Here is a 22,580-nt window from a genome sequence, read left to right on the forward strand (position 1 = left end):
TTCGTAGTGATATTATCTTTGTCTAATTTGTTGTCCCTCATTTATGCTTTGCTGTTTTCTGAGCAATGGAACATTCATTAATAAATGTGCGCCCAAACCTGCTACAAGCCCCCAAAATGCCCCGCCAACTCCAAGTAAAGTAACATTTGCGGCTGTTGCCAAAAAAGTAATGAGTGCTGTTTCGCGTCCAACAGGATTTGTTAATGCATTGGCAAGACTACTACCAATTGTACCTAACAACGCTAATCCCGCTAATGTTGCAATGAACGTAGCTGGGAGAATTAAAAACAATGCAGCCAATGTTACCCCAAAAATACCGACAATTATATAAAAAATGCCACAGACAATACCTGCAATATAACGTTTTCTTGAATCCTCATGAGCGTCCTTCCCCGTACAGATGGCTGCTGTAATTGCTGCTACGTTAAAAGCATGTGATCCAAAGGGGGCTGTCAGGAGTGATCCCAATCCTGTTACAATCAAAATCGGATTGGCACTCGTTTTAAATCCATCATTTCGCAACACTAGCATGCCTGGCATGTACTGTCCTGTTAAGGTAATAATAAAAAGCGGCAAAGCCACACCCAATAATGCATGCAGAGAAAACGTTGGCACAACAAATACAGGAGAGGCGAAGGCCAACTCGATATGGCTGAAATCTACCTGCCCCATACTTATTAAATAAATCAAGCCAATGACTAGAATACCGACAATCGAATAGCGCGATGTAAACCTTCTTAATACGATATACGTAGTAAACAGGACGATAACAAGTAAAGGTTCCACTTTCGCACCACCAAAGGCTGAAATACCAAATTGTAATAAAATACCTGCCAATAAACCTGAAGCAATGCCTGGCGGAATGAGTTGGACAAAACGTTCGAACATGCCTGATAAACCTAACAAAACAAATGCTATTGCAGAAATAATATAAGCACCAATGGCTTCAGCATACGGGGTAACCGCTAAAGCCGAAACAAGAAACGCTACACCTGGTGTTGACCAAGCTGTAATAATGGGTTCACGGTATCGGTAACTTAGCCAGATACCCGTTACCCCCACACCAATGGAAATCGACCATATCCATGATGCAGTCATTTCTGGACTTAGACCAGCAACCTTGGCAGCCTGAAATACCAGGATAAAAGTGCCCCCATAGTTAACTAAGACAGATATAAAAGCAGCGATAGTGGGCGACAGGAAATCACGCACATTCAGTGAAACGGATGTTGAGTTCATACACTTTCCTACCTTTCTACAAATTATTTTAATCCCTTCTTCATACTAGGAATTCATCACGTATTCTCGTCCTTTAAGGACTGTTTCCTTCCTTTGTGGAATGTCGTTTTCCTATTGTCATTAGCCCTCTTTATGTAATGTGTCATTCCATAAAATTTCAATTTGCTTGATTCCAAGTAACGCTTTACTTGCCGCTATCTAATAAAATGTCAATCTACCTGAACTAAACAGAAGTAGCACTCTCCCTCCTTGCTAATAAATGAACGGTCTTAGCATAACGTAATACGGATTGATAAAAAACATCCAAAACTGCGAATTTGAGCAGTCCATAAAATTAGGTATAATAAAATAACCACTATCCCTATAGTGTAGTTTTATAAAAATGACTAATCGTTAAAAACAAACATTGATCATTCATATTAAGTTTGATAAAAATCCTGTGTTGAAATGCAGGATTTTTTTGTCAACAAAACCAGCTAATAGTTGTCAAGATTTTTCAATAAAAATATTAAAAACTACATGCTATACTAAAAAAGGGTACACCAAATAAGCCTTCCTCTTTAGAATTGGAAGGTTTTGTTTAATGTGTTTAGATATACTTTTTAATCCCCATTTTGGAAGGCTACTTTCCTTTTTAGTAGAGCATAAATCCAATGTAAAAGCTTATTAGCACAAGCAATTATTGCTACTCTAAAAGGTTTTCCTTCTTCGCGTTTTTTATCGTAGAACTCTCTTAATTTCTTATTTCTAGGGAGTATTTCATCACTTGTTTTTTGCTTACGTGCATCTCTTATACCGCATTGTACAGCCATAAACAATGCTTGCCTTAACCTGCTAGAACCTCTTTTGGTTATGCGATTTATGGAAGCAGTAAACCTACCAGAAGAGTAAACGCTAGGATCTATCCCGGCGAATGCCACTAGCTTTTTAGGATGGTTAAACCGCTCTATCTCTCCAATTTCAGAGATGATTGTTGCTGCAATCTTCTCTCCAATACCATGGATAGACTGGATAATATCATATTCTTCAATTTCTTTAGCGAGGGCATCTATTTCTGCCGCTAACTTTGATAGATGCTCTTGATATTGAAGTACAATATTGATAAACATTTTTAGGTTAAAGATATGGCTCTGGTACAAGTTGTTTTGAAACGGATTACGTAATGCAGCTTCTCTCAATTTCTGAGCTTTTTCTTTTGCCCATTTTTCTGAACGAGTTGTACATAATTCTGCGATTTTATCAGTAAGATCACATTTACTGACATTTAGAACCTCTTCTGAAGTTGGAAAGAGTGATAGAATCTGTAACGAGATTTTTGAATAGAGATTCCCAAAGACACCTCTATATTCAGGAAATACCTGATCTAAAATCGATTGTAGCTGTAATTTCGTTTGTGCAGCTGTGCTTGATATCGTTTCTTGTTGTCTCGTGAGATTACGAAGATTTAAGAGTTGAATTCCTCTTTTTTTGTATGGTTCTAATTCTTCCTTATAATACAACTCACATAGATGATAGGCATCGATGGCATCTGTCTTTACCTTTCGTAAATTTGTACTTCTAGCTCGATGAGAGACAAGTGGGTTAACAATAATATAGACATACTGTTGTTCCTCCAAAAATTGAATGACAGGGATATGATACTGGCCTGTAGATTCTAAAATAACCGAAGGTTGCTTTCCATCAGCCAGTCTCTCAACCTCTTTTAGAAATTCTAATAAACCTCCTAAACCATCTAGAGTATGTTTAACACTAAAGCTCTTACGGTAGGGCTGACTTTTATCCAAAAAAGCTTGAACCTGACTTTCTCCTTTAGAAACATCCAGACCAACGACTGGATTCATATCGAAATCTCCTCCTCTAAGAAAATACTAAATTAGTCGGTAACCCCTAAAGCTGCTTGTAATATCATAGGTTCGCTTGTTAAACGGGATCCTTGTCCCAACCAGCTCGAAACATGTTTATACAAGTAGGGGGTGAACAGTTTTGCGGACGGGATCAAGTCCCACGGGCCAGACGTTCTACCCCGACTACCGTAATAATAAGACCTATAAGAAAATGGTCAACCAGAAAAATCTGGCTAACCTTATATTACGAACGGGCCATTTAATAGAATAAAATACAATAATTATTGGACGCGAAGATTGTGAAGATTACTTAAACTAATGGTGCAGGTTAGTTGAAGTACCATCTCCTTTTTATATTGGAACTTTCATCTAAATACAAACGTTAAACTTATAAATTCTCTACTGTTATTAATAGTTTTGTGAAATAGAAAGGGGACTTTTATGAAATCCAATCTTTTGGTGTGGGTATTTTTTCTTCCTTTATTCTTATTTTTCAGTTTAATGCTATATATTGAAGTTTCAATTTATTCAGCTTTGCCTCCAGAACTAGGTGGAAGGGGTTTTTGGATAGAATTTAAAAATGCTTGGTATCGTTCAATTTGGTTTTATGCAATAGTATTGTTATTTTCCTTCTTGCTTTATTTGAAGTTTTTACATAAAGGAAAATAAAGAATTAATAAACTTTTGCTGTTGAACTAACGGGATGCTTTAGTTTAGCAAGAATTATGCTTATAATCTTCCACAATCGGGCGCGATTCTGGAACAAGAATCAGCGCTTTTTTTAATTAAAGGGCCAGATTATTGATAAACCTTTTCAATAAAATTGGACATTATTGTTGAATTATTGAGTAAAAGATTTTGAAGCTTTTCACTTAAACTAACGGGGCAGTTTAGTTCAAGAATTGATAGACGAAAAGGGACTAAAATATGGTAATATTATTTACAAATAGTCTTTTTTACATAAAGGGGATTTTTTTGAAAAAATATCTAAAAATTGTTGTTGTTTTTATTCTAATAATTTCATGTCTAACCCTTACTTCTTGTACAAAAACAGAAAAAGAGCAAAAAATACTTGACAAAGAAATGGTGTTCTCATTTGAGCACCCTCAAACCAAACAAAAATACAAAATCATTTATGCCAATCAACTGTTTTATCCGTATATTGAAAAGGTCAAAGAGAATCCGAATCTTTCAACCTCGGAAACCTTAGAACTGTATAATAATGAGATTATTCAACCCATATATCAAGATTGTTTTGAAAATGGAGAATACCTTCATATGGCAGAAAACCTTCTTAATACGATTCCTAATGGGTTAACAGAAATAGAAGTGGTAAGTGAAAAAATGGAGACTCGTAAAGCAGAAATCAATCAACTTATACAAGAATCCCTTTTGAAATCAGCTGACCTCCTACCCTCTCAAAGTGATGTAGCAGTTTGTGTATTCCCTTCCTCTACCAATAATAGGGGGGCATTCGCAGTAGGGGCGGGCAAAATTATTATCCCACTTAATCTAAATGGTTTGGGGGATGCTTTAAAGTCAATCGTTGCCCACGAATACCATCACAGTGTTTGGGCGGAAAAGCATGCCAATGGGGACAGGTTTTCTGTTTTGGATAATATGGTTTTTGAAGGAAAAGCGGTCATGTTTGAAAAATCTGTATATCCTGTCTACGACTATACTCCGATTTACTTGACTTACAACAAGGTTTTGTGGTCTAAAGTTAAACCTGATTTAAAAAATTATGACAGTAATCGTAGTTTAGAAATTTTAAATGGCGGAAAAGGGTTGCCGATATCTTACGGCTATAGTGAAGGCTACAAGATGGTTAAATCCTATCTTGACTTAAATCCTGATAAAACTCCAGAGGAATGGACTGCCTTAAGTGCAAAAGAAATTTTTGAAAAAGGAAACTATCTTGAAAACTATAAATAACAAATCTATGAATGAATTGACATATATTATAGGGGTAAATATATATTAAGAATTAGTTAAAAATAATTGAGTTGCGTATGCAGCTCTTTTTTTCTTATTGAACTAACCAGGTGCTTTAGTTCAAAAACGATCTTCAACAATCGGGCACTTTTCTGAAATTAGGAAAGCGTCTTTCTTCATGAAAAGGGCCAGATTGTTGAATAACAATTAGGTCACCAAAGGACGCTTTGGGAGCTTTTTTGTTAATGGTATAATATATTTAAAATTCCTTTATTAGGGTTGTTTGTGCGAGAACTATACTGTCAATAGATTGTCTTGGAGGAGAAGTGATTTTAAATGAATAGACGAAAATTGTATTGGGTATTACTTGTTCCTAGTGTTCTTATATATATTGTAACTTTAATTTTATTGCCTGAAAGTAAAAAGAATTATTCTGTATTTATAATTCTCTTATTTTGGATTGTTTATTATGGTGTTATTAAAATAAATGATTTGAAAAACAAACGAAGAAAATTATAGGGCATTTAATTGAAAAACCGATCTTCAACAATCGGGCGCAATTCTTTAATTAAGAATGCGTCTTTTTTCATGAAAGGGCCATATAGTTTGTAACATACTTTTGTCCCTATAGATACATCCTCATTGATTATTCAATACCTTTTTATAACGAAAGGTGTTTTTATTTATCTCGTTTTTAGTTAATCCTAGCTGAATATTGATTACAACAAATGCACCTATTCTGATGGTTTGTTGAACAGTCAAATTAAAGAGGAAATTCCTCAATTAGATGTAGATGTATTGTATTTAGCGGTCGTGGAAAGCTTTTTGAGGCAAAGCTTACGATACATAAACACAAGCAGAGCAAACAAAAATCGTTCGTTTAGATGCGTTAAGCGTTGAAAAGCAATTATCTTTTCGAAAACAACAACCAAAGAAATAGTAAAGCGTATTTTGAATTAATCAAAACACGCTTTTTTTATACTCAAATGAATTATTCTTTTATTATCATGTGCCTTCAAGTAGCGTTACCTTTAGATGACTTACAGTTAAAACACCAAGAAGTTGTGTACTGTCGCTACGAAAAGACTTACATAAAACATTTGTCACTGCCGTTTCACTTACGTTACATAAAACATTTGCTGAAAGAAGTTATACTGCAAACGATTTACTGTAAAACAATAGTTTTCGCTCGATCCTCATTGACAGTATAAAGGAAGAAGTTTAATGTAATATCTTTTTCTTTTATATTTTTAAATGTTTCTACTTGTTTGTGTGTTCTTAACACTCCGTCATTAGAACGAGTTTCAGCAAAGATTCTTTTGCCATTCTCATAAATAACATTTTGTGTAATACCTCCAAATTGCTCGTTCTTACTTTCTGATTCAACAATTAAATCATTACCTTTCGTATAGTAGGTAATATCAATTGGATACCCGTTTAATTCTGCATTTAGAGTCTTTGGAACTTCAGAAATATTTCTTAGCTCTACTTTGTCTTGCTTTCCAGCTTCATAAGAAATCTTCGCATCATTTAAAGTAAGAGAAATTTCTTTATTCGTAATATCCTTTATCAGCCCCATTGTTTCAAAAGAAATATAATCTTTAAAATTATTTCCCGATAATTCCTGCTCACCAATTCGTAATTTAAACTGACGATAGTTGAAATGAGCTATATTAGAATTAGAATCTATATATTTTTCATCAAAATAAAGCTTTACCTCACTCGGTGTAATAACAAGCTCGTTAAATTGAAGTTGCTGAGAGCCTATCTCAATTGTTTCGTCTATATCCATAACAAATGTAGATTTTTTAGCAAGATCCTGATTGTATTGGAAATCCAGGCTCCACGTATCTGGTTTATAACTTACTGTATCAGTATAACTTAAAAATACCCCTAATTTTTCTACCACTTCTTTTTGAATTTCTAGTGAATCACTACTTTTAATGACATTTGGTTTTGGACGTTTATGAGTAACGCCAAAACTCGCAATGTTTTCACCTTGAATTTTATAAGATAAATATGCGTTTTCTATGTTATTGGACTCCTCCAGATCGATAAGATAATCCAATGTATATTGCCCGTTTTGATATCCATTTGAAGTGAATTCTATATGTGATATTCCATCTTGATTTATAGTAATCTTTTCAGGGAACGCGTTCGATTGAACCACATCTTTTAACTCTACACTTTTCAACTGTGTCTCCTTTACACCTCCAAGTTGAAGTGTAACATTGCTGTTGTGCGGGATTCCCTCATCTGTATGTAGAGTCCCTACTAATTGATCCGTTTCCTGATTATATACTGCGTTAGCCTCCAACTTTATTTCTTTTTCGTCATTTATTTTGAGTGATGCTTGTTCGAAATCTGCTGCATCGATTGGATAATCATGATCAATATCTAAGCTAAAGTTAATAGTAGTACCATTTTGATCTGAAATTACATTATGGATATTTAATACACCAGCTTCGTTTTCTACAGTTTTATTGACTTCCTGTCCAAAGCCATTTTCTAAAGAAGTAATAATGCCTGTTCTATTCATATTTCGCATCCAGTCCAAGATTTCTGTTGTATATTTAGCAAATACAGGTGTGGCTGATAAAACAATTGTGAACATAATGGCGGTTAATATAACTTGTGGTTTATAGCTATGTTTTTTAGTTTTATAATTTTGATTTTGTTGTTTACGGATGATTTTACTCCACATTTCATTCTCATTAGGATAATCTACTTGATCGTACTTCACTTTTTCTTTTATTAAATCGTCCATATTATTCACGATGATCCCTCCATTCAAATAACAAATTTTCATCTATTTGGATAAACTCTTTCGTTAATTTTTTACCTTTAAAAAGCCTCGATTTAACCGTTCCCTCAGGGATTTTTAGAATTTCAGCGATTTCTCTATCTTTACAGTCATGCACATATTTCAATATCATTACCTTTCGTATACGAATAGGCAATTTGTTCATTAAGTCGACTAACTCACTTTTATTTTCATTGAGCTGTATTGTACGCTCAATATTTTGGGATTTGTCAACTCGCATCAATGATAGGAATTCAAAATTTTCTTTTAATAGCAGTCTTTTCATTTTCTTTAAGTAATTTCGAGACATATTCATAGAAATACTAAGTAACCAAGATTTTTGATTTTGTATAGATTGGAAATCTTCACTCAAAGCTTTTGCAAATACATCCTGACAAAGGTCCTCTGCATCGTATTTATTTTGAAGCATGTAATAGCAAGCTCTGAAGACGTCCTTATAATATGTTTGAAACAAGACCCTTTCATCGCTAATTTGTTCCATATTCCCACCTCCTTTTCCGTTTTCTACACAAGTAACAATTTAGCATTATAAATAGTTCATTTTTTCAAATGGATCATCTGCCTTCGAATTTGATGGAGAAAGCACCTTATCTATTCAAAAACACTTATTTTAATTATAAATCTTCTTTAACTAACGGCGTGCTTACTTTAACAAGCAAAAGACAAATCACCGACTTGATATTCAGCAATCGGGCGCGATTCTGTAATAAGAATCAGTGCTCGTTATCATTAAAGGGCCAGATTGTGGAGTAATACTACACAAATAAATTAGTATGAATGTTAAAATATAGATATATTTGTAGAAAGTTCACATAAATTTACTGAACAGTTCAGTGTATCAATTTTTTTACAAGTCATTCAAAATAGGAGATTAAAATGGATATTGTCTTAAAGAAAATGTCAGAAAAAGAATTTACAATTTATTTAGAAGATAAGGTAGAGAGATATAGCAAAGTTCAATCAGAATATGTCCATGAGGTAAGTAGCGAAGATCCGCTTTCAAAAGCACGTAAACAGTTATATAATCTACTTCCTCAAGGAATAGAAACCTCTAATCATCATTTATATAATATATATGAAGATGATTCGTTAATTGGATTTGTTTGGTTAAAGGTTGAAAAGGAAAAGAAAAGTGCATTTCTTTATGAGATTTTTATTTTTGAAGAATACAGAGGTAAAGGTTTCGGGACTAGAGTGATGAAAAATGTTGAGGAGTGGTTAGAACGGGAAGAAATTTATTACTTCAAACTTCATGTTTTTGGAAGTAATGAAGGGGCTAGGAAACTATATGAGGAACTCGGATTTGAAATAGCGGGAATAAATATGCTCAAAACTATCAACTGACATTTAGTAATTTGTTATATTGAAGTAACGAGGGCTTTAGTTGAATCACAACCTTCTACAATCGGGCGCAATTCTTATAAAAGGATTTGTGTCTTTTTAGTTAACATCTTTAAAAGCGGTTTTGCATACTTGAAAGAAATTGTTCAGTAACTTGAGTGGACATAGGAGGAAAGCATATAGACAATAATCTGATACAAGGAATACAAAATAAGGCACATATACTACCTTGTTTTAGGTGCAGGATAGTAAAAAACACCAACTAAAAGAAATTAGTCAGTGTTTCGTGTTTAATTTATACAAGAAACTCTAGTTTATTTTCTACAAGAGTCTGAAATCTATCCATAAATAGTGCTGCATGGTAACCATCGCAGACAGAATGATGAACGTGCAAGGATAAAGGTAAATAAATATTATTAGTTTTATTGATAAACCTACCTGCAGTGATTATCGGCAAACAATAATTTGGGCTATTATTCACGTTTAAGTTAAAACCAGTAAAAGAAGTCCATGGAATCATAGAAATATTGACGACATTTTCAGGGATCGGTGTTTTAGGAAAAAGCTTTCCTTTACCATTGAACTTCTCAGTATCGGAAATATAGTTCTCATAAAACTTTTTAAAACCTTCATCTGTATTTGTATAAATGGCTGAAAATAACTCTGATTGCTTATCAAAGATAGTATACATTGGGACTACCTTATCCCAGTATCCAAACTATCCAGCAGAATTAAAGTTCATTCTAAAATGTTTATGTGAATTTGCTACATGAGTGATTAAAAAGATGAGTACAGGATAGAATTTATATCCCTTATCTTTTGTAATTTTATAAAGTTCGGTAATATCAATAGTTCTGGTGATGCTAAAGCTCGTTTGTTGATTTAAAAAATGATTGAAAATTTCTTTTCGTTCCCAATTATTAATATCAATTTTATTGAATCTCATCTTATAAAGCCTCCTAAAATTTAAAATCTAGATAATTTTAGGAAGCTAATTTGACTGCTTTTTTCATAAGATCATTCCTTTTATTTTATATAAGTCAATCTTAACATATAATTACGGTTTCGATTAATTTAGATTTGCATAGCGAGCTTACTGCTAATCCAAAAACTACTGAACAATATGAGGACATCATGCAATAGCTTATTCTTCAATAATAGGGCGCAATTGTGGAACAACATAGCTGAAAAATGATCAAACTTTTTTATAAAAATCTCATGCTTATCTAAAGAGAGTAACTCCATTTTGATCAATTTTTCAAAATGGAGTTTTTGATGTTGCTATTAAATAAGATTAGAGCTATTTGTTAATCCATCTTTATTCCAAAGCTACATATCTGACTAGAGTTAGCGGTGCTTGCAGTGATTTGATGTACTAATTTCTGAAAACCAATACTATGTATGTGGGATTTTCTCAATATTGAACATCTCCCCTAAGGCAATTGGATTTTCTTTCGCGGTAATATGTTGAGGATCAATACGGTAAACTTGAACAGGCCCTCCGAAAACGGCTGATCGATATTTGTCCACGTGTTGCTGGGATAAGGGGCGATTATAGTAACCAGGTACATATTTATTTATCATTTCTTGCAACATATGTGTCGCTTCATTCAAATCGAAAATAGGCTGAGCCTTGCCAAAAAGCATGACACTCATATAAGCCGTGTCCGTCTTTGCAGGTACTGGATTTGTAATGGTTCCATATTCATCACAAACCGTAAAGCAAACCTCTGGATTCTCTTCCATCACTTGATTTCGTCTCCCGCCAGTGGCTCCATGGAAATAAAGCACTCCATTTGTCCACACAAAATTAAGGGGGACAACATACGGCAAATGACCATCAACCATACCCAAATGCCCAATGCGAGCTTGCTGCAAAAATGCATCAATTTTGTTCTTGTCCAACACTTCTCTTACTTTATAACGTACCTTATCCATTGTTATCACTCCTACTTGTAGTATGATGTGATTTTATCAACCTTTGGATTGAATAAAAACGTCCATAACAACAGCAATTAAGCAATCCATTTTCCACTTAAAACAAAGACAAAACCACCGTTCGAACAAATAATGCTCAAACGATGGTGCTATTTTTTAGGAGATAGGTAATTATAAGCTTATTGGCTGACTAACTTTGCTATATTTGCCTTCAAAGAACGCAAGTGGTGAACCATCGCTCATTTCAATATTGGACTACATCTATCCTACAAAAGCAGAAGCCTCTTATTTTATTTGAGGTTTGTGGTTATTACGTACTTTTCACTTAAACTTTGCTAAAATACAACATAAAGGCTATTTCATTTTTACGATGATCTTCCCCTTTGCTCTACCTGACTCCGCATATTCCATCGCCTTTTGAGCATCTTCAAATGAAAAAGTTCTTTCAATGACTGGTTTGATTTTACCAGCTTCAATTAAATCGGCGATTATGCGTAATTGCTCGCCACTTGGTTTCATAAATAAGAAGGAATATTGGGCATGATATTTCTTTTCAAGTGAGGTCAGTTTATGACTGGCTGCTGAAAATAACAATGTTTTGTAAAATCCTGAACCATATTCTTTGGCGAAACGAGCATTTGGCCTGCCTGATACGGATACAATTTTTCCACCATTCTTGATAATCTCGAAAGATTTTTCTAAGGTCTTTCCTCCAAGCGTATCAAAGACGGCATCATAATTTTTCAGTATAGCTTCAAAGCTTTCTTTCTTATAATTAATCACTTTATCTGCACCCAACGATGTAACTAAGTCTGCACCAGCTTCGCTAGCGGTTGTTGCCACTGTGGCGCCCATTACCTTTGCTAGTTGAATAGCAAAGGTACCTACACCACCAGAACCAGCATGAATTAAAATCTTTTGACCTTTTTGTAATTGCATGATGTCATGTAAAGCTTGGTATGACGTTAAGCCAACCAGTGAGATTGATGCGGCTTCCTCAAAGCTCAAATTTTTAGGTTTTAGGGCTATGTCATCTTCATGAATCGAGATATATTCCGCAAAAGTACCAATTTTACTTTTCCTTGGACGTGCATAAATTTCATCTCCTACTTTAAATCGCGTCACTTTTTCACCAACCTTTACGACGACCCCTGAAAAATCATTTCCAAGGATCAGTGGCATTTTATATTGGATTAACAGCTTCACTTTCCCATCACGGATTTTAAAATCAATTGGATTAATACTTGCTGCATGGATTTCAGCAAGCACCTCATATTCATTTATTTCAGGTGTAGGCACTTCTGCCAAGCGCATTGGGGCTTTGCCATATTGATCGATCACCATTGCTCTCATTGTTTTTTCCTCCAGATAATCTATTATATTGTCAATAAAATTCCGTTAACAACGTCTCAATATCCCAAACAAGATTTTTTAACGAACCTAGTTTTGTCCGTATATCGATATAGTAAAAGTTTTTTGTACCTTCTTTGCGCATTAAAATAACACCAGCATCTCGCAAAATTTTAAGATGATGTGACACAGCTGGTCGAGAAAGATGTGTTTGTTCCGTGATTTCTCCTACTCGCAATCCCTTTTTGACAATCTGTGCCCATTAAAACCATTAAAATGGCTTGTCTGGTTTCATCACCAATTGCTAATAGTACCTTTTGAGAATTTATAAAGTCGTCCTTAATCAAGTTAAGCTGGTCCTGTTTATTCATTTAAATCCCTCCTCTTACTAATCAGTTGAATAGTTTAAGTTAATGAACCATTGATGCATATAACGATATAATATTGCTGTATTTGCTGCAATATTGGGAAAGTAAATCGAGACGAATAATTTTTAAAGGCGTACACCTTACTTTCCCCTCTTTCCATAAAAAAACACAGAAGTCACATGGACTTCTGTGTTATTTGCTCTCCTTAATAAGAGCCTTCATATCTCCAACGATTGTTTCAACTGGTACGTTTGTCGCGCCATCATAGTCTTTTACAACTGTGCCGTCTGCGTTTACTAAATAATAGCTCGACATATGTATGACTTGGTCTGAGTTAGGATCGTTTTTAACTAATGAATTAAATGATTTACGTGCAAATTGTTCAATGAATTTTTGTTGATAGCCAGTTAGTAGCTGCCATTTGCTTTCATCTACAACATTATACGTATTTAAGTAATTTGTTAAAACATCAGGCTTATCCACTTCTGGATCGACGCTAAATGCCACAATTTGATAATCTTCAAGGCCTTCATCCTGTAGTGCTTGTTGAACTTCTGTCATATTAAATGTCATGGGTGGACAGATTGTCGTACAGTTTGTAAAAATAAACATGGCTAGCCAAGGCTTACCTTTAAGATCATCTAGGGTCACTTGTTCATTTTTTTGATTTGTTACTGTGAAATCTTGAACCTCGAGATTTAATGTTGGTTCAAACTTGTAACTACCGCAAGCAGCTAGAATGCTACTAAATGCTAGAACTAAAACTAGCAATATACTTTTCTTTGTCATTAGTGGTGCCCACTTCCCTTCATTTCATCACCTTATTTTATTCATTATAGAAGCTAAACACAAGATAATGGACTTACACCCAGATGGCTATTTGTATAACATGTGAACATTAACTGATTCTGGAATTCCTCCTCACTAATTCTTCCAAATGACACATCCTTTTTAAAAATTTTTTCATAGCTTTTTTTTATCATTTTCGTTATTTCCCAAAACCTCAGATAATTGTTATATAACAATTTTTTTTACTTAACAAGCTCCCATGGAATTTAATAGCAGAATAATAAAATACAGAAAATTCTCTTTTATGTTTGTATTTTCTCCTACATTCATTTTTATCAACAACAAACTATTTTAACAATATTATTTCATCAGAAAACTGTACGCTCTTTTAAACAGAATTTTTCTAATAAATCCTTATTATTTCTATGTTATTTCCACAAAACAGAAGTGACTAAAAATTATAAAAACTCAAAATTTAGTATTGCATTATAGGATTCTCCCCCATAAAATAAGTGAATATAACGACGAACGAAAAAGAAATATGTCGTTTAAAACAGAAATATATAACTTTAGGGGGAATAATAATGGCGAATGTTTCAAGCAAAAAACAGGCCCAATCAATTGATTATCATGCAATTGAAGCAATGGAATCGTTTAATAGCTTTGTAAAAAAGAAAAATACCTTTCTTTTCTCGATTACAGCAGTGTTTTTAATTCTTTATATCCTGCTTCCGATTCTTGCTTTCCAGCCTGTACTACAACAAAAATTCTTCGGAAATATTACGGGTGTATGGGTTTATTCTGCAGGATTATTTATCATGACCATTGTGCTTTGTACAGTATATGTAAAAAAAGCTGCTTCATTCGATAAAGCTGCAGCCGCTGTTCTTGCAGAGTATCAGGCGAAAGGTGGAAAATAAATGAACATCGTATCCATAGGTTTCTTTTTAGCTATTGTTGGCTTAACACTTGTTGTTACCTATATTGCAGCAAAGCGTACATCTTCTGCGGCTGATTTTTACACTGCTGGTGGTGGTTTAAAGGGGTGGCAAAACGGCTTTGCGATTGCTGGTGACTATTTATCTGCGGCAGCCTTTCTTGGGGTGTCTGGTGCAATTGCCTTAACTGGCTTTGATGGTTTCTTCTTCTCTGTAGGCTATGTAGTAGCGAATTTAGTGCTGCTTTATGTCATTGCTGAGCCAATGCGAAACTTAGGCCGCTACACGTTAGCAGATATGTTAACGGCTCGTTTTAATGAAAAGCGAATTCGTGGTGTGGCAGCGTCTGGTACCATTATTATCGTAATTCTTTATATGATTGCACAGCTAGTTGGTGCTGGTGCATTGATTAAGCTATTATTCGGTATTGAGTATTGGATTGCCGTTTTAATTGTCGGTGTTATGATGACAACTTATGTATTGTTTGGTGGTATGACAGCGACTTCTTGGGTGCAAATCATTAAAGCAAGTCTATTATTATTCGGGACAGGTTTATTAGCGGTTTTAGTGTTAATGAAATTTGACTTCTCTCTTATGAAGATGTTCGACACAATTGCAGTAGATCATGGCGAAAAGTTCCTTGTACCTGGAATTAAGTATACAAGCACAATCGACTCCGTTTCGATGATGATGGCTTTAGTTTTAGGAACATCTGGTTTACCACATATTTTAATGCGTTTCTTTACTGTAAAGGATGCAAAAACAGCACGTTCCTCTATTTCTTGGACAACTTGGATTACAGCTATTTTCTTTTCATTAACAATTTTCTTAGGGTTCGGTGCATTAAACTTTGTAGGTTTAGATCAAATTCTTGCTGAAAGTAAGGCTGGTAATACAGCTGCTCCGCTTCTTGCGCATTACTTAGGTGGAGATGTATTGATGGCATTTATCGGCGCAGTGGCATTTGCGACTATTTTAGCCGTTGTTTCTGGTTTAGTACTAACAGGAGCTTCTGCCATTTCTCATGATATTTATGGAGAAATCATTAAGGGTGGTAAATTAACAGAGAAGCAACAGGTAGTAGCAGCTCGTACAGGCTCTATCTCGATTGCGATCGTGTCTATAATTCTCGCTCTGTTTGCACAAAGCTTAAACGTTTCATTCCTAGTATCATTCGCCTTTTGTATCGGTGCGTCTGCAAACCTACCTGTAATCCTTTATACAATCTATTGGAAGAAATTTAATTCTACAGGTGCTGTAACTGCGATGGTAACGGGACTAGTATCATGTTTAATTTTAGGAGCAATGGGACCAAATGTGTGGAGCCCTGTTGAAGGTGCGGCTATCTTTGTTGGACAACCCCTTGTGCCACTTGCTGTTCCAGCGATTATTACAATTCCATTAGGCTTTATTGCTGGATACTTAGGTACTGTTCTTTCTTCTAACAAAGTGCCACAGGAAGAAGCAGAACGTATTTATAAAGAAATTCGTGTAAAAGCAAATACAGGCGTGTCTGTCTCTGATATTTCACATTAATATTTATACACCTCCTGCATAATGAATCTCAATTCAAAAAATGCAAAAAAATAGGCAAAAAATTCGATTTTTGGTCGAGTTTTTCGCCTTTTTTGTTATTCAATATCTACCAATTTATTTATCGAACAATATTATTTCACTTCCAAAAAACAGAAAAAATCCATTTTTCACTAGGTAAATAGTGTTTATTTTTAATTGAAAAAACAAGATTTTTTTGTAAATTTACCCTTCATTTTTTGTTAAGAATCTAGATTTCTCTTCACTTCATTTATTTATCTGAATTTTCTAAAACCCTTTATATTCTTGGCTTTGCGCCATTTTTTCTCTCTTAGGAGTATTTTCTGAAAAATTTTTTTTACATAATTTTTCTGAAATGTATTGCAATTTTGTGAACTGTTACATAAAATGAAAATGTGAATTCACTAAACTAGCAAAATCAAGTCTTGAGGTAGAAAAAATATACACAAAATGGGGAATGTTAATGGCGAACAATCAAGCAAAAAAAGGTATCGTGATTGACTATGATTCAATTGCAAATCAAGAATCATTTAAGTCTCTTGTACGAAGAAAGAACTCTTTTCTTTGGTCAATGACTGCCATATTTTTATCGGCATACATGTTGTTACCAATTCTGACATCGTACACGACAATTCTACACCAAAAGGCATTTGGGGAAATTACTTGGGTGTGGATCTATGCAGCAGGTCTTTTCATCATGACATGGGGGTTATGTCATTTATATGTAGCAAAGGCAAACAGCTTCGATAGAGAAGCAAAAGCGATTATCGCTGAATACGAGAACGGAGGTGGCCGCCGATGAGTAACGGAATGAGTCTTACAGCCATATTCTTCTTCGTAGCCATTGTTGGTTTAACATTAGTTATTACATGGTGGGCATCTAAACGTACATCTTCAGCAAGTGATTTCTATACTGCTGGTGGTGGCTTAACAGGCTGGCAAAATGGACTAGCTATCGCTGGTGACTACTTATCAGCAGCATCCTTCTTGGGTATCGCTGGTGCTGTAGCATTATTTGGATTTGATGGATTCTTCTTCTCTATTGGTTATTTAGTAGCTTACTTAGTGGTATTATATATCGTTGCTGAGCCATTACGTAACCTTGGGAAATTTACATTAGCTGACATGATTACAGCGCGTTTTGATAACGCCAAAGTCCGTGGAACAGCTGCTTTAAGCACTATTACAATTGTTTTATTCTACATGATTGCACAACTAGTTGGTGCAGGAGCACTTATTCAATTACTTTTAGGAATCGACTATTGGATCGCCGTATTAATCGTAGGATTCATGATGACAACTTACGTACTATTCGGTGGTATGACAGCAACATCTTGGGTACAAATTATTAAAGCTTCTCTTTTAATGTTGGGTACAGTTATTATTTCGTTCTTAGTATTAAAAGAGTTCGGCTTCAGTATCTCTACAATGTTTAAAGAAATGACAACGGTTACTGACAGTGGAGCTGCTTATTTAAACCCAGGTCTTAAATATACAAATGGACTTGATACAATCTCTATGTTAATTGCGTTAGTATTAGGTACTGCGGGTCTTCCACATATCTTAATGCGTTTCTTCACAGTAAAAGACGCGAAAACAGCTCGTTCATCTGTTATTTGGGCTACTTGGATCGTAGGTATCTTCTACGTTCTAACAATTTTCTTAGGCTTCGGTGCAGCAGCATTCGTTGGGAAAGAAGATATTATCGCAGCAAACGCTGCTGGTAACATGGCTGCCCCACTTCTTGCAGAAGCACTTGGTGGCGACATTCTATTCTCATTCGTTTGTGCAGTAGCATTCGCAACAATTTTAGCGGTAGTAGCAGGTCTTGTACTTTCTGGTGCATCTGCCCTATCTCATGATATTTATGGACAAATTATCAAAAAGGGTAAAATTACAGAAAAAGAGCAAGTTCTTGCAGCTCGTATCGGTTCGATTACAATCGCTGTTATTTCTATCCTATTAGCACTTGGTGCACAAACATTAAACGTTGCATTCTTAGTATCTTTAGCATTCTGTATCGCAGGATCTGCTAACCTTCCAGTTATCATCTACACAATTTATTGGAAACGCTTTAATACAGCGGGTGCTGTTACTGCGATGTTAACAGGTTTAATCTCTGCGTTAGTATTAGTTGCTATGTCTCCAAACGTTTGGAATCCAGTTGAAGGTAAGGCAATTTTCGTTGGTGATCCTTTAATTATGTTAACGAACCCAGCCTTAATCTCTGTACCACTTGGTTTCCTTGGTGGTTTCATCGGCACATTACTTTCTAAAGAAACAGATGATGCGAAGTATCGTGAAGTTGACGTTAAAGCAAACACAGGTATTTCTGTACAGGACGTATCTCACTAATACACTCGACAGCCTCGTAAGTATCTTGCTTACGAGGTTTTACTTTTTCTTCCCTATTCGCTACTATAGAATTAAAAATGAATTGGAGGCGATGCTCATGTCACAATCTAAAGCTAAAAAGAAGCGGATGCACATTAAACGCACAGTAGGTAAAGATGTTGAAAAAAATCGACAATCTATCTCTTTTAGTACACATGAACGTCTAACGAAAACAAAAAACGAAAAATTAGAGCATGATTATACGAAATATAAAAAGCAGTATAAGGACGAATAACTCGTACCCTATACTGCTTTTTCTTATTAAAGCCGATAAAATGTTTTCGTGTTTTGCGTAATAATTTTGGCCACTTCCTGTGTTGATAGCCCTTTGATGGAGGCAATTACCTCAATCGTTGAGTGCATCATCCAGGGAGATGTACGCTTCTTCGTAAACGGTCCCTCAAACGGCCAAGGTCCATCCGTTTCTACCATCATTAGTTCAATGGGATAAGCATGAATTAGCTGTTGAATTTCCTCTTCGTACAAGCAATCTGGCGTAATAGAAATAAAATAACCTCGCTCTATCATGCGCTTCACAATAGCTTCATCCCCTTTAAACCAATGAAAATGGGCTTCGTGAAGCTGATGCTTTTCCAGCAAATCACACACAATATGGGCGTCCTCATATACTGCGTGTAACACAATTGGCTTGTCCAGTTCCTTCGCCAATACAACAAAACGCTCTAATAGAGCCACATAGGGACGTTCATCAATCGCTTGCTCTTGTTTTAAATAATAAGGTAGACCCACCTCACCAATAGCAACCATATCATCCTGATGCGAATGAATCCAATCAAATAAAGCTGTCTCATCATTTGGACTTAGTAAAGGCTGTTCAGGATGAAAGCCAAAAGCAGCCTTTACTTGCTGATAGCTATTCGATAAACGCAACGTTCTTTCACAAGAGGAAAGTTGCATACTAACCGCGATTACAGCTTTCACTTCTTCTAATAAGGAAGGAATTTCCTCATCGGTGTACTGATCCAAATGAATATGCGCATCAATCAACATACATATCACCCTTTTCCTCCTGTAAATACATAAATAATTGTTGCTTTAATGCTGTGAATGCTGCAGAATGTCGAATTTCCTCTTTCCGAGGTCTCTCAAACGGCACGATGATTTCCTTTTTAACGGTAGCTGGACGTTTGGTTAAAACAAGTATGCGATCTGCTAAAAAGAGAGCTTCTTCAATACTATGTGTAACAAATAGAATGGATTTGCGGTACTCCTCCCAGATAGATAAAAGCCATGCTTGCATTTCCAGTCGAGTAAATTCATCCAACGCAGAGAATGGTTCGTCTAAGCATAAAATCGGCTTATCACTGACCATTGCTCGAATAAAGGACACACGCTGCTGCATGCCTCCAGACAGTTCGTTCGGGTAGGCATGGATAAAAGAGGCAAGACCAACCTTTTCTAACCATTCCTTGGCACGTTCAACATTTGGTTTAAGTTGTAATTCCTCTACAAGCGTGACATTTTCTACTATTGTACGCCAGGGTAATAGACATGGCTGCTGTGGCATATAGCCAATCGTTCCTTTTTTTTGTTGGATATCCTCTCCATTTAATAAAATGGCTCCTTGATCAATTGGCGAAACACCACCAATTAATTGAAAAAGTGTACTTTTACCACTGCCTGAAGGACCAACGATGGCCACAAACTCTCCATCCTTGACGTCAAAAGAAAGTTGATCAAGGACTTTGAGCGCATCGAAGGATTTAGCGATGTTTTGAATGCTGAGCATGATAGCCTCTTCCCTTCACCATGAATTTTTCAATTAAACGAATACCACTAAACAATAGTAAGCTCAAGAGAACAATCGCAAAAATTGCCACAAATACGCGATCCGTACGGAAGGAGGACTGGGCTAGGGTCATGTAAACACCAATACCCTTTTTTGCACCAAGCCATTCCGCAATCACAGCCCCCATCACACTATATGTAGCCGCAATTTTAATGCCTGAAAAAATAGCAGGATAGGCATAAGGCCATTCCAGCTTCCAAAAGGTTTGTGCCCTTGTAGCACCAACCATGGCAAAATAATGCTTTAATTCTGGAGCTGTTTGTCTAAATCCATCCATCGCTGCAATGACAATCGGGAAAAAGCACACAAGACAGATAATGATAAGCTTCGGTAATAAGCCAAAGCCAAACCAAATAATAAGGAGCGGTGCCAAGACTAGAATAGGAACATTCTGCGACATAATAAGAATTGGATAAAACAGTTCTCGAATAAATGTAAATCGATGCAACACTATTGCCACCGTTAGCCCACAAGCGATGCCAATGGCTAATCCTAGTAGAGCTAATTGTACTGTAGCGAATGCATGTGGTAGAAAGGTTTGATACGACTGGATGGCTTCTGACAAAATACTACTTGGTGTGGGTACTAACCAATGAGGAACTTCAGCAAACCGCACGATTAGTTCCCATATGAACAAGAGGAAGGCGATAAAAATTATCGTCCTTCCCTTCTGTAATGCACGTTTCATTACTGATATTTCTCCGTTAATGTATCCATCGTAATACCCGTTGGCTGATATAAAATTTTCACTTGTGTAATGACATTAATGGCACCAAGTTCAATCATTTTCTCATTCATTTTTTCAATGATTTGGAGCAATGTTGAAAGCTCACCCTCCATCGTTGTTTCCAATGGATGTACCTGATATTTCACCCCAGAAGCATCGATCACCGCAATTGCTGCATCGACATATGGTATAACATCTTCATATTTCTCTGTCTTCGGAATGATTTGTACACTGATTAATGAATTTGCCATCTTATTTGGCCTCCTTTTTAGGTAAGAAATCATTAGTAAAGGCTTTTTTCGCATCAAATTCGCCCTCTAATACTTGATTGCTAGACATCCATTTCGCGTAATTTTCCCACACAGAAAGCTTTTGCTCTCCCCATTGCTTGGCATCATCCTGATATTTATCAGCCAGCCATTCCTGACTTTTATGCACTAACGCTTTATCTAAATCAGGGGCCGCTTCGATTAAAATATCAGCCGCTTCACTTGGGTTTTCAATTGCGTATTCATAGCCCTTCGATGCAGCTGCCACAAAGGCTTTGACTACATCCGGGTTGTCCTGTATCATTTTTTCATTTGTAGCTAAAACTGGCGTATAATAATCCAATTGATCACTATAATCTGTAAGATATAGCATATTAATCTTTTCCCCACGCAGCTCAGCCTCAATCCCAGTCCATGCATAATAAATCCAAGCAAAATCTATATCTTTTTCCATCATTGTGAAGAAATCTAAATCCCCTGCATTGACGATATCTAGCTTATTAATATCTGCCTTTTCTTTTTGCATGAGTGATTGTAAAACGGCTTGCTCTAATGGCGCGCCCCAACCACCATAGGTTTTACCTTCAAAATCCTTTGGCGATGTAATGCTCTTTGAAGCAATAGAAGCAAAGCCAGATGTATTATGCTGTATAATTGCAGCGATGGAGACCAGCGGCACATCCTGTACTCGTGCCTGTGTTATGCCTTCCTGATAGCTCACGCCAAAATCCGCCTTTCCAGAAGCAACAAGCTGATCTGCGCCCGCCTCACCAGGCATAATAATATCAACATCTAAACCCTGTACCTCAAAATAACCGAGTTTTTTGGCAACATATAGTCCTGTATGATTTGTATTCGGCGTCCAATCCAGTACCACAGACACCTTTTTCAGCTTGTCTGCAGCCTGCTTGTCATCCTTGTCACTACAGCCTACTAATGTCAATAGTGCTGCCAATAAAATAAAAAACCATTTTTTCATGCGAAAGCCTCCCAGTTTGTAATATGAAAGTGTTCATGAATGAATGTTGTCACCAGAAGAAAGCGTATACAATGTTGGCAAGCTGTTGCTTGAAAACATAAAAAAACGCCTAGGATTCCTCCCAGACGTATTGCAATCAATCTTCAAAACTTTGCTTTTTTGAATAGATGTTCCCTACGCTGGTACGAGCCAAATCAGGTTCAAAGGGTCAGCGTCTATCGGACACAATCTCAGCTAGCAATTACTAGCCCCCCTACATTCTTTCGCTATGAACTTTTCGA

22 protein-coding genes, 1 pseudogene and 1 riboswitch are annotated in these 22,580 nt (G+C 35.9%); of the genes and pseudogenes, 8 read left to right on the top strand and 15 right to left on the bottom strand.

What is annotated here, in order from left to right; all coding sequences use genetic code 11:
* Positions 1-12: 12 nt before the first annotated feature.
* Positions 13-1,239, bottom strand: coding sequence for a benzoate/H(+) symporter BenE family transporter (locus MHB39_RS12230; RefSeq protein WP_342543872.1), 1,227 nt, complete (start codon positions 1,237-1,239; stop codon positions 13-15).
* A gap of 602 nt (positions 1,240-1,841) precedes the next feature.
* Complete coding sequence (locus MHB39_RS12235; protein WP_342543874.1) at positions 1,842-3,080, bottom strand: IS110 family transposase; 1,239 nt, start codon at positions 3,078-3,080, stop codon at positions 1,842-1,844.
* 444 nt (positions 3,081-3,524) lie between these two features.
* Between MHB39_RS12235 and MHB39_RS12240 the strand changes: the two genes are divergently transcribed.
* On the top strand, positions 3,525-3,752 hold the full coding sequence (locus MHB39_RS12240) for a hypothetical protein (protein ID WP_036079237.1): 228 nt from the start codon (positions 3,525-3,527) through the stop codon (positions 3,750-3,752).
* Between the two features lie 306 nt (positions 3,753-4,058).
* Complete coding sequence (locus MHB39_RS12245; protein ID WP_342543876.1) at positions 4,059-5,018, top strand: DUF2268 domain-containing putative Zn-dependent protease; 960 nt, start codon at positions 4,059-4,061, stop codon at positions 5,016-5,018.
* A 1,165-nt stretch (positions 5,019-6,183) separates the two neighbouring features.
* Here the strand turns inward: MHB39_RS12245 and MHB39_RS12250 are convergent.
* Together MHB39_RS12250 and MHB39_RS12255 are read right to left on the bottom strand one after the other, a co-directional pair.
* Positions 6,184-7,785, bottom strand: a complete 1,602-nt coding sequence (locus MHB39_RS12250; protein WP_342546906.1) for a DUF4179 domain-containing protein — start codon at positions 7,783-7,785, stop codon at positions 6,184-6,186.
* A 1-nt stretch (position 7,786) separates the two neighbouring features.
* A complete protein-coding gene (locus tag MHB39_RS12255; RefSeq protein ID WP_036079243.1) occupies positions 7,787-8,323 on the bottom strand; it encodes an RNA polymerase sigma factor in 537 nt (178 codons plus the stop codon).
* A 395-nt stretch (positions 8,324-8,718) separates the two neighbouring features.
* On the opposite strand from MHB39_RS12255, the gene MHB39_RS12260 reads away from it, so the two are divergent.
* On the top strand, positions 8,719-9,186 hold the full coding sequence (locus MHB39_RS12260; protein ID WP_016995423.1) for a GNAT family N-acetyltransferase: 468 nt from the start codon (positions 8,719-8,721) through the stop codon (positions 9,184-9,186).
* Positions 9,187-9,478: 292 nt separating this feature from the next.
* Here MHB39_RS12260 and catA read toward each other — a convergent pair.
* The 6 genes and pseudogenes from catA to MHB39_RS12290 all read right to left on the bottom strand — a co-directional run bounded on the left by catA (position 9,479) and on the right by MHB39_RS12290 (position 13,628).
* Positions 9,479-10,129: pseudogene (catA, locus tag MHB39_RS12265) on the bottom strand (type A chloramphenicol O-acetyltransferase).
* Positions 10,130-10,578: 449 nt separating this feature from the next.
* Positions 10,579-11,121 carry a pyridoxamine 5'-phosphate oxidase family protein gene (locus MHB39_RS12270; RefSeq protein WP_342543877.1) on the bottom strand — a complete coding sequence of 181 codons (543 nt, stop codon included), beginning with the start codon at positions 11,119-11,121 and terminating at the stop codon, positions 10,579-10,581.
* A 354-nt stretch (positions 11,122-11,475) separates the two neighbouring features.
* Positions 11,476-12,474: an NADP-dependent oxidoreductase gene (locus MHB39_RS12275; RefSeq protein ID WP_342543879.1), complete on the bottom strand. Its 999-nt coding sequence runs from the start codon at positions 12,472-12,474 to the stop codon at positions 11,476-11,478.
* 31 nt (positions 12,475-12,505) lie between these two features.
* Entirely contained in the window at positions 12,506-12,709 is a 204-nt protein-coding gene (locus MHB39_RS12280; RefSeq protein WP_342543881.1) for a metalloregulator ArsR/SmtB family transcription factor, read from the bottom strand.
* Complete coding sequence (locus tag MHB39_RS12285) at positions 12,645-12,842, bottom strand: hypothetical protein (RefSeq protein ID WP_342543882.1); 198 nt, start codon at positions 12,840-12,842, stop codon at positions 12,645-12,647. The genes MHB39_RS12280 and MHB39_RS12285 overlap by 65 nt, the downstream gene beginning before the upstream one ends.
* Before the next feature lie 189 nt (positions 12,843-13,031).
* Positions 13,032-13,628, bottom strand: a complete 597-nt coding sequence (locus MHB39_RS12290; protein WP_004227948.1) for an SCO family protein — start codon at positions 13,626-13,628, stop codon at positions 13,032-13,034.
* A gap of 584 nt (positions 13,629-14,212) precedes the next feature.
* On the opposite strand from MHB39_RS12290, the gene MHB39_RS12295 reads away from it, so the two are divergent.
* The 5 genes from MHB39_RS12295 (at position 14,213) to MHB39_RS12315 (ending at position 18,749) form a co-directional block, all read left to right on the top strand.
* Positions 14,213-14,548 (top strand): DUF485 domain-containing protein, encoded by a 336-nt coding sequence (locus MHB39_RS12295; RefSeq protein WP_004227946.1) that lies wholly within the window; start codon positions 14,213-14,215, stop codon positions 14,546-14,548.
* Positions 14,549-16,102 carry a cation acetate symporter gene (locus tag MHB39_RS12300; protein WP_257960894.1) on the top strand — a complete coding sequence of 518 codons (1,554 nt, stop codon included), beginning with the start codon at positions 14,549-14,551 and terminating at the stop codon, positions 16,100-16,102.
* 481 nt (positions 16,103-16,583) lie between these two features.
* Entirely contained in the window at positions 16,584-16,922 is a 339-nt protein-coding gene (locus MHB39_RS12305; RefSeq protein ID WP_048393058.1) for a DUF485 domain-containing protein, read from the top strand.
* A gap of 8 nt (positions 16,923-16,930) precedes the next feature.
* Positions 16,931-18,475: a sodium/solute symporter gene (locus tag MHB39_RS12310; protein WP_342546907.1), complete on the top strand. Its 1,545-nt coding sequence runs from the start codon at positions 16,931-16,933 to the stop codon at positions 18,473-18,475.
* A 97-nt stretch (positions 18,476-18,572) separates the two neighbouring features.
* Complete coding sequence (locus MHB39_RS12315; RefSeq protein WP_004227938.1) at positions 18,573-18,749, top strand: hypothetical protein; 177 nt, start codon at positions 18,573-18,575, stop codon at positions 18,747-18,749.
* A gap of 26 nt (positions 18,750-18,775) precedes the next feature.
* On the opposite strand, the gene MHB39_RS12320 is transcribed toward MHB39_RS12315, so the two are convergent.
* From MHB39_RS12320 to MHB39_RS12340, 5 genes are read right to left on the bottom strand one after another with little or no spacing between them, the layout of a single operon-like run.
* The gene (locus MHB39_RS12320; RefSeq protein ID WP_048393060.1) at positions 18,776-19,525 is read right to left on the bottom strand and encodes a TatD family hydrolase; all 750 of its coding nucleotides are present in this window, start codon (positions 19,523-19,525) and stop codon (positions 18,776-18,778) included.
* Positions 19,515-20,264, bottom strand: coding sequence for an ABC transporter ATP-binding protein (locus MHB39_RS12325; RefSeq protein ID WP_342543887.1), 750 nt, complete (start codon positions 20,262-20,264; stop codon positions 19,515-19,517). The genes MHB39_RS12320 and MHB39_RS12325 overlap by 11 nt, the downstream gene beginning before the upstream one ends.
* Positions 20,239-21,012: an ABC transporter permease gene (locus tag MHB39_RS12330; RefSeq protein WP_048393064.1), complete on the bottom strand. Its 774-nt coding sequence runs from the start codon at positions 21,010-21,012 to the stop codon at positions 20,239-20,241. The genes MHB39_RS12325 and MHB39_RS12330 overlap by 26 nt, the downstream gene beginning before the upstream one ends.
* Complete coding sequence (locus MHB39_RS12335) at positions 21,012-21,302, bottom strand: thiamine-binding protein (RefSeq protein ID WP_342543889.1); 291 nt, start codon at positions 21,300-21,302, stop codon at positions 21,012-21,014. The genes MHB39_RS12330 and MHB39_RS12335 overlap by 1 nt, the downstream gene beginning before the upstream one ends.
* A 1-nt stretch (position 21,303) precedes the next feature.
* Positions 21,304-22,299: an ABC transporter substrate-binding protein gene (locus MHB39_RS12340; RefSeq protein ID WP_342543890.1), complete on the bottom strand. Its 996-nt coding sequence runs from the start codon at positions 22,297-22,299 to the stop codon at positions 21,304-21,306.
* A gap of 154 nt (positions 22,300-22,453) precedes the next feature.
* Positions 22,454-22,564, bottom strand: a riboswitch (TPP riboswitch).
* Between the last annotated feature and the right edge of the window lie 16 nt (positions 22,565-22,580).

It is taken from the genome of Lysinibacillus sp. FSL K6-4013 (assembly GCF_038630435.1).
GTDB lineage: Bacteria > Bacillota > Bacilli > Bacillales_A > Planococcaceae > Lysinibacillus > Lysinibacillus boronitolerans.